Genomic DNA, 16,062 nt, shown 5'->3' with positions numbered 1-16,062 from the left:
ACTATATCCATCGGAATAATGCAATTTAAACCTGAATGAAAGGAGGTTTGCTTGGTTTGAATCTTGCAGCAGGCAGCAAAACGTCACGACTTGTACCGTATGTAAGTTTTATTTATGGCAAAATGCTGCTTCATCCCTCCTATCGATATGTTCTGTTTATTCTGGGGCTGCCGATCAACCTGGTTGTGCTTCTCGTGTGGCAATCCAGACGGCAAAAGGATGGCTGGCAATCCGCTGAGCGAGCGGTAGAACAGGAGATGCTTGCCTCTTCTTACCGGGATAAGCTTCGAGCAATAGTAGAAGAACAGCTGAGGCGCAAACATCGCTTCTTTCAGCAGCAGGTCAGTGAAATTGAATTCAAGCGTCAGGCAGAGGAATGGCTGGAAGAGACCTACCGGAAAGAATTGAATGAACGGACGTCACGAAGGCTGCAGGAACAAGGAGAACAGCGCCTGACCATGGCCGATACGTTCCATTCACTATTAGACAAACCCTGGTTTTTCACCCTGTCTATTATTCCGGGCTGTCTGATGTATATCATTCTGCTGGTCTATGGCAATCCATATTTAAAGTACATATTCGAAAGAATACTGATGACAGTTTTCGTCATTCTCGGCGTAGCTACACTGGTATTCACCATCTTATACCTGTCCCCGTTCAACCCGGCAGCGAACATTCTCGGAGAGACGGCAACACAGGAGCAGATTGCAGCCTTTAATCATGTATACGGCCTGGATCAGCCCTATCTCGTTCAGCTATGGAACAATATTAAGGGAATTGCACTGTTTGACCTGGGTAAGTCTTTTTCGGGAAATGAAGATGTGACAGCGACCATTGCCAGAAAGTTTCCGATTACATTAACGCTGGCTGTCATCTCCCTGCTGCTCGCCCTTGTCATCGCACTTCCGATCGGGATCATCTCGGCGATCAAGCCCAATTCGCTGTTTGATTACACGTTCATGTTCATCGCCCTGATCGGATTGTCGATTCCGAACTTCTGGCAGGGACTGATTTTCATCCTGAACTTTTCGATCAAAATGCAGTGGCTTCCCGCGACATTTAATCCTCAGAACTGGCTGTCCATCATCATGCCAACCATTGTTCTGGGAACGGGATTAACAGCAGCCGTGGCACGGATGACCCGTTCTTCCACATTGGAGGTCATTCATGAGGATTACGTGATGACGGCTCGCGCCAAAGGATTGAGCGAACGAAAGGTTCTGCTGAAACACGCGGTACGCAATGCCTTGATTCCCATCGTAACGGTAGTTGGACTGCAATTCGGGGGTATGCTCGGCGGAGCGGCCGTAACGGAGAAAGTGTTCAATATTAGTGGACTCGGCAGTTACATTGTAGATAAGCAGTTTATTCCTGATATTCCGAGTATCATGGGCGGAGTAGTGTATACAGCGATTACCATTTCCATCATTAACGTCATTGTTGATCTGTTGTATGCCTTTATCGATCCGAGAGTACGTTCCAAGATGAAACAATATTAAAGCAGGTGCATTATGACAAAATCGGGTTCCTTAACACAAGAAGCGCGTTTCCGGCTTAAGTCTTCATCAGAATACAGCCAAGCCAGTTTCGCTTGGGTCACCTCTCTCTTATTGACGGTATTGCTGCTGTTCAACAGCTATGATCTGGGCCGTCAGGAGTTCAGACCCTTTCTGCTGACTGCACTGTTCATCTACCTATTTTTCACCATTATTCAGAGCGTCCTGATGCTGCTCATCCGTAAAGACTTGATCAGGCACGGACATGTTTCAGCATCAACCCGCAGAGTGGCCTGGATTCAATTGCTGGCCATCTGCTCGGGGAACATATTTATCGTCACAGCAGCGTTCCACCTGATCAAGAAAGCAAAACAGGTGGAGTATACCTTTGCGGTGTATATGCTGCTGACGCAGCTGTTCGTTATTGGCGTTTCGGCACTCAATATGTTTAAACCTTACGTTTCCGATACTTTTTTTCCAGCCATGGCAGCACTGCTATTGATTCTGGTCATTGACCTGGTCGTATTGATCATTGTTGCTCAATATACTGCAGCTTCGATCATTCCGCGCTGGATGATGGGTGTCAGCATCCTACTGATCCTGACTTCGGTCACAGGAAACGTATTTGCACTGCTGCTCGGCATTTCCATCATCGGACGCTACCGGAGACAAGGGAAGCAAAAATCAAACTTCTGGAACGACCTGTGGGACCGATTGGCTCCCAACGTAACAGCGATGTCCGGTATGTTTTTTATCATCTTCCTGTTTTCCATCTCGATCTGCAGCTTCTTCACCTTTGATTACAGCATGGCGGTTGAAAACAACTATTCCGCCCTGCTTCAGCCGCCATCTCTGGCTTATCCCTTGGGAACGGATGATTTCGGGCGATGCCTGTTCTCCAGAATCGTATTTGGTGCCCGCATCTCGCTGATCGTAGGCTGCCTGTCGACCATTATTCCCGTGATCATCGGTGGGGTTCTTGGGGCCTTCTCCGGATTCTATGGAAGACACACGGATAATATCATCATGCGGCTGCTCGATGTCCTCTATGCCATTCCAGGCATTTTGCTGGCCATTGCGATTATTGCTGCGTTTGGTGCCAATACGGTCAATCTGATTCTGGCACTAAGTCTGGGCTCCATTCCGACCTATGCACGGACCATGAGAGCCAGCGTCCTGTATGTCTCTACTTTTGAATTCGTGGAGGCTGCGCGCGCACTGGGTTATAACAACCGTTCCATCATCTTCAAACACATCATTCCCAATTCGCTTGCTCCAATGATCATCAAATCCACGCTTACCATCGGTGGGGCGGTCATTGCCACCAGCAGCCTGAGCTACCTGGGACTCGGTGTTGAACCACATATCCCGGAATGGGGCAACATTCTCAAACTGGGCAGCACGTATCTGGAAACGCACTCTTATCTGGCCATTTATCCAGGTCTGGCAATTATCCTGCTTGTTCTGTCATTCAACTTTCTCGGTGACGGTCTGCGCGACGCACTCGATCCGAAACTGGAAAAGGCTTAATTTGTACAGATTCCACTCATTCATTCGACTTAAACTTATCAGGAGGTAATACCATGAAAAAACGTTCATTGATCTCATTGCTGCTCATTCTCGTCATCGTGATCTCCGGTTGCAGCGTGAAGACCAAGTCCGAATCCCAATCGGATACGGCCCCGACTTCACCAGCAGAGAACGCTCAGAATCAAGCTCCAGTTGACATTGAATTGCTCGCCCAGAGCTCTTCCGAAAATGACGTTAACATTATCCGCGATCAGCTCACCAAAAACGGATTCAATGTGAAGCTGAATTTGCAGCCGGATTACGGCAGCTACAAATCCCAGCAGGATGCGGGCAACTATGATATTGCTCTCTCCAGCTGGACAACAGTCACCGGTAACCCGGACTATGCCGTTCGTTCCCTTTTCAAAACGGGTGGTGACTACAGCATTCTGGCGGATGAGGAAATCGACAAACTCATTGACCAGGCAGCTACCCAAACGCCCGAAGAATACAAGGATACGTACAAACAATTGGAGGATCGCCTGGTAACGGATCAAGCCTACATTGCTCCATTGTACATTTCCCTGAAGAGTCAGGCGGTAAATCAGGACATCCTGAACCCGGATACGGTACGCCTGTCCAAATCCCGCGCCATGGCTTGGGAACCGATTGAATTCAAGGACAAGTCCAAAAATACAAAAGATCCGCTGATTTTGACTCAAAGCGCGTCTGTACTGACTTCCCTTGACCCGATCAAAGGAAACGACGGTTCGATCAACCAGTTGAACACCAACATGTATGTTCGTCTGGTGAACCTCACTGATGATGATCAGCTGACAGCCGAAGGATCACTTTCCCATAATTTCGGCATTGCCGAAGGAAATTCGGAGTATTATTTCATTCTTAGAGACGACATCAATTTCGCGAAAATCGAAAACAAAAAAGCAGTAGATACCGGTGAGCGCGTTGGTGCTGATGATGTCATCTTCTCTCTGGATCGTGCCAAAAATAAAGACTCCGTACCGGATCACCGGACATACAGCCTGCACGAGCATATCAAAGAGGCCGAGCTGGTAACCGACCTGAGTGCTCTGGAATCCATCCAGACATCCGGCGGTAACGGAACCATCAAAGATGCACTGGAGCAAGGACTCGATTCCAAAATTACCGAACTGGTCTCCGATAAAACCAAAGCGGACAACAGTGCAGGGAAATATCAGGTCGTAAAACTGACCACAACGGAGCCTTTCCCTCAGGTTCTGAACTATCTGGCTCACCAGTCTGCCGGGATTGTATCCAAAAAACAGGTAGAGAGCATCAACACTTATGACGTGGCTTCTTTTGACGTAAACAAAGATATTCCTTACGGTGACCAGAACACGGTGACAGAAGGTGCTTCGTACAACAACACACTGTATGCAAGCGGTCCGTACATTCTGGCTTACAAAAATGACTACGAGGGCGTATTCTATCAAAATCCCGGATACCGCAAAGGCTCCGAATATGCACCGAAAATTTCACAGGTAAACGTGCGCTTTATCGCGGATGCCGACAGTGCGCTGTCTGCCCTTCGCAGCAGTGAAATTCATTTGTATTACGGGGTACCTGAAACGAAATATGACATCATTGAAAGTGACAGCAAGCTGAAGCTGCAAAGTATTCCGAGCAACGCCGTTTCCTATCTGCTATTTAACACCAAGAATAGAGATGTGGCGAAGAGCAGTGACCTGAGAAAAGCGGTGCTGTACTCCATCAATCAGGATGAAATTTTGCAGTTCTATAAGAACAACAAACTCAAAGCCTACTCAACGGTAAGTCCGCTCGTTCAGACCGGCAATGAATTGAAGTCTGATCCGGCGAAAGTAAAAGAGTTCTTAAGCAATTACAACGCATCCAAGTAAAATGAAACCCAAAACGGCTGCTGACAGGATCACTCCATAGTCCTGTCAGCAGCCGTTCGTTTCATATGATGAAGATTATATAATAGTGTTGGATGGTCTACTTGGAATATCTTCGCTGCACTCTAGGCAGCAGAGTAACGACCTGAATTACGACGCCCCATGCAAAATAGATCAGATGAATGACTGTCACATTCTGTATCCAGTACACCTGAACCATAATCCAGATATGAAGTGCGAACCCCGTATACAAAGAGAACGTCCATGCCCAATATCGATCCGGATAGAGGTTAAGTTTTCCCCCAATTCCCCAATGAAAGGGAACAATAAGCGAAATAGCAATCACGATCGGCATTACACCAAGAACTAACAATAGTATGATTCCCGGGAGCAAAAAATTGCCAAACGGGGAATGCTCCAACAACGAATTTGGCATATTGAGGAGACTTCCTGATGGATCGATAATAAGGGCTCCCCCTCCAACGATCGCACCAATGCCTAAAAATCCTTGCAATATAATGAGTACCCATGATAACCTGCCCAGACCCAGTTCACGCCTGATTCGCTCTTCACCTGCTTCCATACCTCACCCTCCAGACAAGTGTACCGATATCACTGAATTTTTCTATTCCATTTTCACATATGAAGGAGACTGAGCCTGTGCTCTTTTTCACAAAATCCGCCCCGGGTAAAATGGATCCTGGTAAAACTTGATAATGGAACGTACGTTCGGTATAATGGAGTTATCCTGAATGAGCGAGAGGCAGATATGGACGACAAATTTATCAAGGAATTACGCGAGATTAGTCGGGATGACAGACGAAGATCCGAATTCATGATTCAAGGCATGAAAGAAACACTAGAAGAAAGAAAGCAACAGAACATACTTAAGCGCTGGATTCGGCGCAAGAAAGCAGAGAAGAAAATCTCACAAAGATTCAATCAGGATCCCCACCCGGATCAAAAGTAAGATATAAAAAAGGAGGCAGAACATGCCTCCCTTGCGTTTACATACGAGAAAGCTACTCTTGAACAATAGTGTCTGATGTTTAATAGTCATTTACTTTAATAGAACTTGACTCAACTCACCTGGAATCTACCGATTCAGGGCAAGATGGCAAAGGACCTTACCGGAAATCCGGAAGCCTTTTCAGCCTTGGGTACAATATTGAAAATAATAGCCCCTTTTGCTGGCACCTGGTCCAGATTGGTCAACAGTTCTACCTGATATGTATCCTGAGCAAGAACATAATATTCTGCCAGAAGTGCGCCATTTTTTTGATAGTCAACCGCCGAATCGGTATCGAAGGTTTCATGGCCAATGGCCTTGATTTTGCGCTCCTCAAACAAAAACATCAGTGCACTAACCGACCATCCGGGTGCATGGCTGTTGCCTTCCGCATCCTTGTTGTCGAATTTTTCATGACTGGGCCAGCGTTTGCTCCAATCTGTACGAAGTGCCACGAAGCTGCCTTCTTCAATAACCCCATGTTCCTTCTCAAATGCCAGAATATGTTCGACATCCAGCGTAAAATCCGGATTGCTCGCCACAGCAGCAGACTGGTCAATGACCACAAGCGGCAGCACAAGTTCCTTCAGCCCCAGTTCATCCAAGTAACGCGTGTCACGGACAAAGTGAATCGGCGCATCCAGATGCGTGCCATATTGACCGGGGAATTTGAAGCTCTGAGCAAAGAAACCTTGATCATGATTAAACAACGTATCAAACTGGGCTGCATCAAAAGCAGAGAAGTGCGGAGACTCCGGCCCAAAGGTATGGGTCAGGTCAACCCATTTTTTCTCTTTTAACAGTTGAATGGCTTGAATGAGTTCATTGGACAACTGGATCACCTCATACGCAGAATGGAATAAATTTCTACTATTATATCTTAATCCCCTACATATGGGAATGCAGTACTGTCCTCGCCACCAACAATGAAACAGCCACCTTCCCGAACGGAAGATGGCCATCATTTCAGACTCCGAATTTTACTATAATATAACTGTTATTTGCGTGTTAACACCTTATTGTGCACGGATGACGAGCTTCCCGCGTGTATGATGCGTTTCGCTCTTTTCATGCGCTTCCCGGAGTCCTTGTTCGCTTAAATCATAAGTCTCATCAATTACAGGTTTGAGTTTCCCCTCTGAGGCGAGCTTCGCAAGTTGGTCCAACTGCTCCCCTTTCGGTTCCATCATGAATACGTTGGCGGTTACCCCTGCTTCCTTCGCGAGATTCTCATCCGGCTGTTCCACCAGGGATACCAGATGCCCGCCAGGCTTCAATACCTTGAAGCTGCTGCGCTGAATATCGCCGCCCATTGTGTCCAGCACCACATCATACCCGGAGAGCACTTCCTTGAAGTCTTCCTTTTTATAATTGATAAAATGATCCACGCCCAGGGAGCGAAGCAGTTCTTCATTCGACTCGCTCGCCGTGGCTGCCACTTCAGCACCAATGTATTTGGCAATCTGCACCGCGTAAGTCCCCACCCCACCGGCTCCAGCGTGAATCAATACCTTTTGCCCCTTGGCAAGATGCGCATGATCAATAAGTGCCTGCCAGGCTGTCATGCCCGCAAGTGGTATGGCTGCTGCCTCCTCATAGCTCAGATTGTCCGGAATGCGGGATACAATGTCAGCATCTACTGCCACATATTCCGCATATGTTCCGAAGCTGCGGGGACGGGCAAATACGCGGTCTCCCTCCCTGAACTGCGTGACATTGGAACCGACCTCTGCCACAATACCCGCAGCATCTCCGCCCAATATCAAGGGAAAGGAGTTAGCTGCCTTTTCCATATGCCCTTGTCTGACTTTGAAGTCAACCGGGTTCACCGATGTAGCATGAATGTGGATGATCACCTGATTCGTTCCACATGCCGGCTTGGGCACTTCCTTTTCCTTCAATTGTTCCGCTCCACCAAACTGTTCAATAACAATAGCTTTCATTCAAAATCCCAGCCTTTCCATTGGTTTATCGTTGTGCTCTTCTTCTCTATTACCCTGTGCAGACGTTCACTTGACCTCGGATCAACAATTGCTTACCGTCTTCGTCGTTCCATCAATTTGGCTATTAAGCATGGTATAATTAGGAACATTCTCATTCTTCATGAACTAACTGACAAGCGAGGGAAAACAAAATGGAAATTGAGGTCATTACCTTACATGCATTTTCTGATATAGCAGAGGGAGGTAACCCCGCTGGGGTCGTTCTACAAGCAGAGCATTTGTCCGCAGTGCAGATGCAGGAGATTGCCAGACAAGTCGGATTTTCCGAAACAGCATTCGTTATGCCCTCGGATTTTGCCGATTACAAAGTACGTTTCTTTACCCCAAACCATGAAGTTGACTTATGTGGACATGCGACGGTGGCGCTATTCTATCTGATGAAGGCGGAGCAGATGGTCGACGTGGGTATATATACGCTTGATACACTGGCAGGAATTCTTGAAGTAACCGTTGAGAAAAGCGGTGAGGTCTATCTGTCCCAGACGCTTCCCCAGTTCGGAGAGCTGGTTAACCGGCAGGACATCGCAGACTCCCTGCAGATTCCGTTGCAGGATCTACACCCTGAACTGCCTGTTCAGATCGTGTCTACCGGGCTGCGCGATATATTAATTCCGGTTAGGCATCCTGATGTTTTGGCAGTCATTAACCCTGACCTTCGGGCTATTGCCGACATCAGTAAAGCTCATCAAGTGGTAGGCTACCACGTGTTTGCGATTGGAGCGCAGGACAATGCAGCTTTGGCAGAATGTCGGAACTTTGCCCCTCTGTACGACATCCCGGAAGAGAGCGCAACGGGTACATCCAATGGGGCATTGCTGTGTTACCTGCATAAGTATGAACAGCTTCCAGCTCCACATGATCAGACGTTTACGATCAAACAAGGGTACACGATGAACCGACCTTCTAAAATACAGGGCAGAATATCGCTCGGCAATTCCAACGAGATCACCCAGGTTCAGATCGGTGGTGTGGCCGTGCATATAGAGAATATTCAAATTCATCTTTCCTAGAGCAAAAGAAACAAAAAAGCGCCACACCTGAGAGATGAATTTCTCTACGTGGTGTGACGCTGCTATTAAATTCTGATCTAACCCGTCTCTTTCCTTCGTAATCGATTCCTCAGACGCTCATATTGCCCATATATCCACGGCGCTTCCTTCGTCAGAATGGGACCCAGCACCGCCAGAATCAACACGTAGAGCACGGCAAATGACTGGATGGAAACCATCAGTCCCCCTGCCTTGCCAATGTTCGCCATTATGATGGAGAACTCCCCTCGCGAAACCAAAGTAAATCCCACCTTGAGTGAAGCCTTGGGCGTCATTCCGGACATTCTGCCTGCAATCATGCCCGCGCCATAATTGCTGGCGATGGTCAGGATGACCGCTATGATCGTCATACCCACTGCACCCCCAAGGGTAGAGGGCTCAATGGTCAGCCCAAAGCTGAAAAAGAAAATGGCACCAAAAAAATCCTTGAACGGCATCACTTGATGCTCAATTCGGCTCGCGTGTCTCGATTCCCCCAGTACCAGTCCCATCATTAATGCACCGATGGCCTCGGCAACATGCAGCGTTTCCGAAAAACCAGCTACCAAAAAGAGCAGCGTCATCACCGTAAGCAGAAACAGTTCGGATGATTTGATGTTCAATGCCTTGTCAATATACTTGATGCTTTTCCGGCCTATGATCAGAAACAGCACAATAAACAGCATGGCAGACAAGGATACCAGCAGTACGCTGAGGAATGAAGTCGCCCCGCTAAGAACGAGCCCCGTCAGGATCGAAATATGAATGGCAATGAACAGGTCGTCAAACATGATCATGCCCATAATAATCTCTGTTTCGGGATTCGCCGTGCGCTTCAGGTCAACGAGTACTTTGGCCACAATTGCTGTAGAAGAACTGGTCATGATGCCGCACACCACCAGCGTCTCTTTTAACGGCAGTTCCATAAACCAGCCAAGCAGCAGACCGGATGCAAAATTGAGTCCAACATAGAATATGCCTCCGGTCAGAATGGCTTTGCCGGACTTCAGCAACCGGGAGACCGAAAATTCAAGTCCCAGATAGAATAGAAGAAATAAAATGCCGAGCCTGCCCATAAATTCAATAAATGCCGAGCTTTCGATAAAACGCAAATCCACAATGCCGATCTGTGGTGCATGCGGTCCAACAGCCATTCCGATCAGAATATAGAAGGGAATGACCGAGAATCGTAATCGTGCAGATATTAGTCCCGTAAGTGTAATTAGCGCAACAGCAATTCCCACTTCGAATATGAGCATATCCATAGGCTAGAGCCGTCCATCGGACAACAACCGTTTTAATTGTCTAATCTGGTCACGCTCACCTGCAACAACAATGGTAGACCCTACGGCAAAAGCATAATTCGGGCCAGGATTAAACTGCTTTTCCCTGTTCTTCTCCACCACCGCCAGAATGACAGCCCCTGTCGCTAGACGGATATCCAAATCCCCAATTGTCTTTCCAATGCTCTTGGAATGAGGTTCTATTCGCAGCCATTCGATAAGCAGGCCTTCAAGCATGACTTCCCGTTCATCCTGGAACTTGGGTTTGTATGTCATGCCACCCACGATGGCAGCTACCGCCCGAGCCTCTTCATCATCAAGGGTCACAAGAGACACCATATCTCCCAGTTCATCGGGTACATCTCCGGATTCCATATGAAACAGGTCACGCCGCTCATCATTATGAATCACAATGACCAAATGCTCGCCGCTGCGGGTATGCAGCCAATACTTGCGTCCAATTCCCGGTAAATCCGTCTCTTTAAAGTGCATGATCCACACCGCCTGGAGACATCCCGTTTAAGGACGTACTTTTCCATTCAATTTCCGTTATGCGTACCCTCATGGAACCCGCCGGTATCGTAACCGACCTCACTTCCCCCTTGCTGGCGAGCAATAATTGGCGTCCTACAGGTGAGAGAAAGGAGATTCGCCCGGTATCCGGATCTGCGTCGTCAGGCATGACAATCATAAATGTATCGGACGTATGAAAATCAATATAATCGAAGCGAATCTCGCTCCCGATCAGGACGACCGAATGGAGAAGTTCATCGGGTCCAAGTAGCAGCTTTTGAAGATACTCGGTGTATACGGACAATAATTTGTCCATCTGCATTCGTTCGGGTTCACGCACGTCGAAATAGGCGTCGAGAAATGTCCTTTTCTCTTCACCCAATGTAATCAGCTGTTTCACCAACATTTCTCTGCAATTGTGAAGGGATGACCTATGGTTCATAATAGATCTCACCTCCTATACATGCTTTGTTCTCCACGTTGATTCGCATGTTTCTGTTCATCATCCTATTTTCCTCCTTCATTAGATAAAAACCCCGAAAAACGGGGCCTTCATACCATCTTACCAAAACTAATTTTTTAATCCAGTGTATTCATCTAACTTCCCGTTTTAAATTCCATATTAGTTATATTATCCAATTATTAAAATAAATCTTTACACTGTATGGTAGGTCTATAGAACATTTTAATAACGTCATAAAAAACATTTTATGGGTTTTCATCTCGTATTTTTATTTTCTTTCCTGTATATTTAACTACAAACTTTTATGCAATTTATGCAAATACCCATCGACAGACTTTAACACAATAAAGGAGTGCATCGAAAAAGTGTCCACTATAACTCAAGAATCAACTCAAGTCACTGCTGCAGAATATGTTCATTCCGTTTATGAATCGGTTATCGCCAGAAATCCGCAAGAACATGAATTCCATCAGGCTGTAAAAGAGATTCTGGACTCACTCATTCCTGTCATTGAAGCTCATCCCAAATATATGAACAACAGCTTGCTCGAACAGCTGGTTGAGCCAGAACGTGTCATTACGTTCCGTGTACCTTGGGTGGATGACCAAGGCAAGGTTCAGGTGAACCGTGGATTCCGCGTACAATTCAACAGTGCCATCGGCCCTTACAAGGGCGGACTTCGCTTCCATCCTTCCGTTTATTCGGGGATCGTGAAGTTCCTGGGCTTCGAGCAAATTTTTAAAAATGCGTTGACCGGACTGCCGATCGGCGGCGGTAAAGGCGGTTCCGACTTCGATCCCAAAGGGAAATCCGATCTCGAAGTGATGCGTTTCACGCAGAGCTTCATGACTGAGCTGTATAAATACATCGGTTCAGATACCGATGTACCTGCAGGCGATATTGGTGTAGGCGCGAGGGAAATCGGTTACATGTTCGGACAGTATAAACGCATTAGCAGCGGACATGATGCAGCTGTATTGACCGGTAAAGGCCTGCTGTACGGCGGAAGTCTGGCACGCAAGGAAGCCACCGGATTCGGCTGTGTGTACTTCGTGAACGAGATGCTGAAATCCAAAGGCTTGAGCTTCCAGGACAGCACGGTTGTTGTCTCCGGTTCAGGCAATGTATCGATCTACGCCATTCAAAAAGCTCAGGAGCTTGGAGCCAAGGTCGTCGCTTGCAGTGACTCGGGAGGATACATATATGACGCGGAAGGAATCAACCTGGAAACCGTAAAACGATTAAAAGAAGTGGATCGTCTGCGGATCAGCGAGTATGTCAAAGAACACCCGCATGCGGTGTATACGGAGGGCTGTGCCGGCATTTGGTCCATCCCATGTGATATCGCGCTGCCTTGTGCAACGCAAAATGAGATTGATGAACAGTCTGCAGCGCTGCTCGTGCAAAACGGAGTCAAAGCCATCGGTGAAGGAGCCAACATGCCTTCCACACTTGCTGCAATTGAGCTTTTCTTAAAAGAAGGCGTTCTGTTCGGTCCGGCAAAAGCGGCCAACGCAGGTGGAGTAGCGGTATCCGCCCTTGAAATGTCCCAGAACAGCATGCGGCTGTCCTGGTCATTTGAAGAAGTGGACACGAAGCTGCATGAGATCATGCGGAACATCTACACAAGCTGTGTAGAGGCAGCGGATCAATACGGCTGTACAGGCAATCTCGTGGCGGGAGCCAACATTGCAGGTTTCCTGAAAGTTGCCGATGCCATGCTCGCTCAAGGCGTAGTCTAAGTTCAAGAAATTGGGCCATTCTACTCGAAGAATGTGTACATCATAATGAATCTTAACTTTATTGATGAAGGGCAGTTCTCCATGAGGAGAGCTGTCCTTTGTTCATTTTTCTTTTAACTGAAGCGAGACGTATTAAAGTTCAACAGGACATGTGGATACAATGTGATCTTGTTCTTACTAATGCAAAAAAGCCGCCTAAATGGCGGCGGCTATCTAAAGACAATATGGCTTATGAACGAACAGTTTTGAGCGCTCCGCTCCAGGACAACACTTGATCCAACATGCCGTTCAGATTGGTCAAATGCAGATCAGCCGGTTTGAACGTTCCGTTATCAAAATCCGTAAACAACGACAATGCCGGATGGACACGCACGTCCGCAACCGACAGTTCTCCGAGAATGCCGCGCAGATGTTCTGCAGCACGTGCACCGCCTACCGAGCCATAGCTGACAATCCCTGCAGCTTTATCGTTCCATGCCTCCCGGGCATAGTCCAATGCATTCTTCAGCGATGCCGAGATGCTGTGATTATATTCCTGCACGATAAACACGAACCCGTCCAGGCTTGCCAGCTTCGTGTTCCAGGCAGCAGCCTGTTCTGCTGCATCGGCTTCGCCCAATAACGGCAGCTTGTAATCAGCGATATCCACGATTTCGTAGTTGGCATCTCCACGCGCATCTGCAATCTGTTTCACCCATTCTCCGACCTGCGGACTTAACCGCCCTTCACGTGTGCTCCCAAGAATAATCCCAATGTTCAATTTCGACATGATTGTTTCCTCCTCTTGTGTGTTGTTGCTAGTTTTTCCAAATAACTTATCCATAAATCCCATATTCACACCATCCTGCATCCGTTTAGTTGATTAGCTTAGTATTGATGATAAGTGATTTAATTTATTTAGTCAAGTAACTTACATAAAGTTTGCATATATTTTTTTATCTCTATCTATCTTATCAATGCCAGTTCCTATTTATGCTGCCTATTTAGCCCTCCTTATGACTCTTTATAGGAATTGATCAAATTCTTGTGTAATGGTAAAGTGATACTAACATTCTATAGCCAGTTTTTTCATTTATTAAAGGAAGTGTACACATTGTCTAACCACCCCTTGAGCAGCACGATGAGCCCACATCTATACACAGACTGTGAGCAATGTTTTGGCCTGTGCTGTGTTGCCTTGCCCTATGGCAAATCATCCGACTTCGCTTTTGACAAATCCAGTGGCACCCCCTGTCCCAACCTGCGTCCAGACAATCGCTGCGGCATTCATACACAGCTCCGGCAAAAGGGCTTTAAAGGCTGCACCGTTTATGATTGCTTTGGTGCAGGGCAGAAATTGTCCCAAGTGACCTATGCAGGCAGAGATTGGCGGGATCATCCGGAAACTGCATCCGAAATGTTCGATTGTCTGCCTGTCATGAGACAACTTCATGAGCTGCTCAGTTATATGAACGAAATGCTCATGCGTCCGGAGGCCACTTCTCTTCACGAGGCTCTCCGTGGCTTATATCAGGAGACGGAGCGCCTTACTGATCTGGAGCCCTCCGCCATCTTGTGTCTGGATATTCCCGCTCATCGGGCGGTCGTGAACGAACTGCTTTTACAGGCCAGTGAAATGGTTCGTGCGCATGCGCCATCCAAGAATCATGAACAAGGAAAGTCCAAGACCAAGAAACTGAAAGGAAGAGACTTCCTGGGAGCCAATCTGAGAGGAGCCGACCTTCGGGGAGCCAGCTTTCGAGGCGCGTTAATGATTGCTTGTGACCTGCGCAATGCCGACTTAAGATTTGCCGATCTGATCGGTGCCGACTTGCGTGATGCGGATCTGGGCGGAGCAGATCTGACCGGAAGTATTTTTCTGACGCAATCCCAGCTTAATGCAGCCAAGGGCAATGCGCGTACGAAACTGCCCGCTCATCTTAACGTCCCTGAGCACTGGTCGTAAGAAAAAATCAAGCTGCATCCATGCAGGAATGCACAGCAAGCAGCCCGTCCCTCGTTAACGAAGGACGGGCTGCTTATTTTCATTACGATAAATGATTGATTATCGTTTAGATATTACAGAAGATCGCGGCGAAGTTCCTCAGCGGATTTCGGGGACAGGTGACCGAGTGGGATATCAAATACCGTCTTGGCACCCTTATGTCCTTCCAGGCTCAAACGCTGTGCAGCTCGCGCATATGCTACCAGTACGCTTGCTGTAAATTCAGGGTTACTGTCGAGCTTCAGACCAAACTCCACGATTTGCTTTTGCCCTGTACCCGTAACACCGCTGCGAATAACAAATCCACCGTGCGGCATACCTTCATGTTCCGACTTGAGCTGCTCTTCGGTAATGAATGTTACTGTTGTATCGTAATCTGCAAAATAGTTCGGCATGGATACAATCGTTTCACGAATTTCATCCTGATTGGCACCTTCTTCAGCCACCACAAAACATTGACGCAGATGCTTCTCGCGTGTGGACAATTCCGGTGTCTCTCCTGCACGAATTCGGTTGATGACTTCTTCTACAGGTACGGTGTACTGAACACCTGCTTTCACGCCCGGAACGCGGCGGATCGCGTCGGAGTGGCCTTGGCTGACCCCTTTACCCCAGAATGTGTACTCTTTACCCTCTGGCAGGATGGATTGGGCGAGCAGCCGGTTCATGGAGAACAAGCCTGGGTCCCAACCTGTGGAGATGACACTTACATGACCACCTTGCTCTGCCGCAGCGTTAACTTCCGCGTAGAATTCAGGGATTTTGGCATGTGTATCGAAGCTGTCCACCGTATTGAACAACTTGGCAATGGCAGGTGTCTGCTCCGGAAGATCCGTTGCCGAACCACCGCACAGAATCATGACATCAATCTTGCCTATGTATTGCTCGGCAGCAGAGATGTGCTCAAAACGAGCTTCTGTACCTTCTGCAACCATCTGCTCCGGATTACGCCGTGTAAATACAGCAACAAGCTCCATATCCGGGTTTTGCACAATGGCTTTCTCCACGCCTTTACCCAGATTTCCGTAACCTACGATACCAACTTTAACCATGTTCGATCCTCTCCTGTCTTCTTCTATAGTTGCCTACTACTCTATTATAAAGATATAACATACCATGTTAACCTGTTAGGTT

15 protein-coding genes are annotated in these 16,062 nt (G+C 47.5%); 7 read left to right on the top strand and 8 right to left on the bottom strand.

The annotated features are described in order from the left end of the window. Window positions 1-56: 56 nt before the first annotated feature. From AAIH57_RS16345 to AAIH57_RS16335, 3 genes are read left to right on the top strand one after another with little or no spacing between them, the layout of a single operon-like run. Window positions 57-1,499 carry an ABC transporter permease subunit gene (locus AAIH57_RS16345; protein ID WP_430022387.1) on the top strand — a complete coding sequence of 481 codons (1,443 nt, stop codon included), beginning with the start codon at window positions 57-59 and terminating at the stop codon, window positions 1,497-1,499. A 12-nt stretch (window positions 1,500-1,511) separates the two neighbouring features. Then, on the top strand, window positions 1,512-3,026 hold the full coding sequence (locus AAIH57_RS16340) for an ABC transporter permease (RefSeq protein WP_175397345.1): 1,515 nt from the start codon (window positions 1,512-1,514) through the stop codon (window positions 3,024-3,026). Window positions 3,027-3,079: 53 nt separating this feature from the next. Then, window positions 3,080-4,906 carry an ABC transporter substrate-binding protein gene (locus AAIH57_RS16335; protein WP_430022386.1) on the top strand — a complete coding sequence of 609 codons (1,827 nt, stop codon included), beginning with the start codon at window positions 3,080-3,082 and terminating at the stop codon, window positions 4,904-4,906. Window positions 4,907-5,003: 97 nt separating this feature from the next. Here AAIH57_RS16335 and AAIH57_RS16330 read toward each other — a convergent pair whose 3' ends face one another. After that, window positions 5,004-5,486 carry a hypothetical protein gene (locus AAIH57_RS16330; RefSeq protein ID WP_430022385.1) on the bottom strand — a complete coding sequence of 161 codons (483 nt, stop codon included), beginning with the start codon at window positions 5,484-5,486 and terminating at the stop codon, window positions 5,004-5,006. A 186-nt stretch (window positions 5,487-5,672) separates the two neighbouring features. On the opposite strand from AAIH57_RS16330, the gene AAIH57_RS16325 reads away from it, so the two are divergent. Further along, complete coding sequence (locus AAIH57_RS16325) at window positions 5,673-5,873, top strand: hypothetical protein (RefSeq protein ID WP_175397342.1); 201 nt, start codon at window positions 5,673-5,675, stop codon at window positions 5,871-5,873. A 134-nt stretch (window positions 5,874-6,007) separates the two neighbouring features. Here the strand turns inward: AAIH57_RS16325 and AAIH57_RS16320 are convergent, their stop codons facing one another. Then, window positions 6,008-6,745 (bottom strand): cyclase family protein, encoded by a 738-nt coding sequence (locus AAIH57_RS16320; RefSeq protein WP_430022384.1) that lies wholly within the window; start codon window positions 6,743-6,745, stop codon window positions 6,008-6,010. A 183-nt stretch (window positions 6,746-6,928) separates the two neighbouring features. Then, window positions 6,929-7,855, bottom strand: a complete 927-nt coding sequence (locus tag AAIH57_RS16315) for an NADP-dependent oxidoreductase (RefSeq protein ID WP_175397340.1) — start codon at window positions 7,853-7,855, stop codon at window positions 6,929-6,931. Between the two features lie 191 nt (window positions 7,856-8,046). Between AAIH57_RS16315 and AAIH57_RS16310 the strand changes: the two genes are divergently transcribed. Further along, complete coding sequence (locus tag AAIH57_RS16310; protein ID WP_430022383.1) at window positions 8,047-8,925, top strand: PhzF family phenazine biosynthesis protein; 879 nt, start codon at window positions 8,047-8,049, stop codon at window positions 8,923-8,925. A 77-nt stretch (window positions 8,926-9,002) separates the two neighbouring features. Here AAIH57_RS16310 and AAIH57_RS16305 read toward each other — a convergent pair whose 3' ends face one another. The 3 genes from AAIH57_RS16305 to AAIH57_RS16295 are packed head-to-tail and all read right to left on the bottom strand — an operon-like array spanning window position 9,003 to window position 11,181. Continuing rightward, window positions 9,003-10,208 carry a cation:proton antiporter gene (locus tag AAIH57_RS16305; protein ID WP_175397338.1) on the bottom strand — a complete coding sequence of 402 codons (1,206 nt, stop codon included), beginning with the start codon at window positions 10,206-10,208 and terminating at the stop codon, window positions 9,003-9,005. Between the two features lie 3 nt (window positions 10,209-10,211). Continuing rightward, entirely contained in the window at window positions 10,212-10,718 is a 507-nt protein-coding gene (locus AAIH57_RS16300) for a cation:proton antiporter regulatory subunit (protein WP_430022382.1), read from the bottom strand. Further along, window positions 10,708-11,181 (bottom strand): GreA/GreB family elongation factor, encoded by a 474-nt coding sequence (locus tag AAIH57_RS16295; protein WP_430022381.1) that lies wholly within the window; start codon window positions 11,179-11,181, stop codon window positions 10,708-10,710. Before AAIH57_RS16295 ends, AAIH57_RS16300 begins: the two co-directional genes overlap by 11 nt. Window positions 11,182-11,567: 386 nt before the next feature. Here AAIH57_RS16295 and gdhA point away from each other — a divergent pair, with 386 nt between their 5' ends. After that, window positions 11,568-12,944 (top strand): NADP-specific glutamate dehydrogenase, encoded by a 1,377-nt coding sequence (gene gdhA, locus AAIH57_RS16290; RefSeq protein WP_175397335.1) that lies wholly within the window; start codon window positions 11,568-11,570, stop codon window positions 12,942-12,944. Window positions 12,945-13,173: 229 nt separating this feature from the next. Here gdhA and AAIH57_RS16285 read toward each other — a convergent pair whose 3' ends face one another. Then, window positions 13,174-13,713: an NADPH-dependent FMN reductase gene (locus AAIH57_RS16285; RefSeq protein WP_175397334.1), complete on the bottom strand. Its 540-nt coding sequence runs from the start codon at window positions 13,711-13,713 to the stop codon at window positions 13,174-13,176. A gap of 351 nt (window positions 13,714-14,064) precedes the next feature. Here AAIH57_RS16285 and AAIH57_RS16280 point away from each other — a divergent pair, with 351 nt between their 5' ends. Next, a complete protein-coding gene (locus tag AAIH57_RS16280; RefSeq protein WP_430022709.1) occupies window positions 14,065-14,889 on the top strand; it encodes a pentapeptide repeat-containing protein in 825 nt (274 codons plus the stop codon). A gap of 113 nt (window positions 14,890-15,002) precedes the next feature. Here the strand turns inward: AAIH57_RS16280 and AAIH57_RS16275 are convergent, their stop codons facing one another. Further along, window positions 15,003-15,980: a diaminopimelate dehydrogenase gene (locus AAIH57_RS16275; protein ID WP_175397333.1), complete on the bottom strand. Its 978-nt coding sequence runs from the start codon at window positions 15,978-15,980 to the stop codon at window positions 15,003-15,005. Window positions 15,981-16,062 lie beyond the last annotated feature (82 nt).

The sequence above is a fragment of the Paenibacillus sp. MABNR03 genome (assembly GCF_050455445.1).
Classification (GTDB): Bacteria; Bacillota; Bacilli; order Paenibacillales; family Paenibacillaceae; genus Paenibacillus; species Paenibacillus xylanilyticus.
The sequence above is the reverse complement of the archived record's forward strand: the minus strand, read 5'-3'. Positions and strand labels throughout refer to the sequence as shown.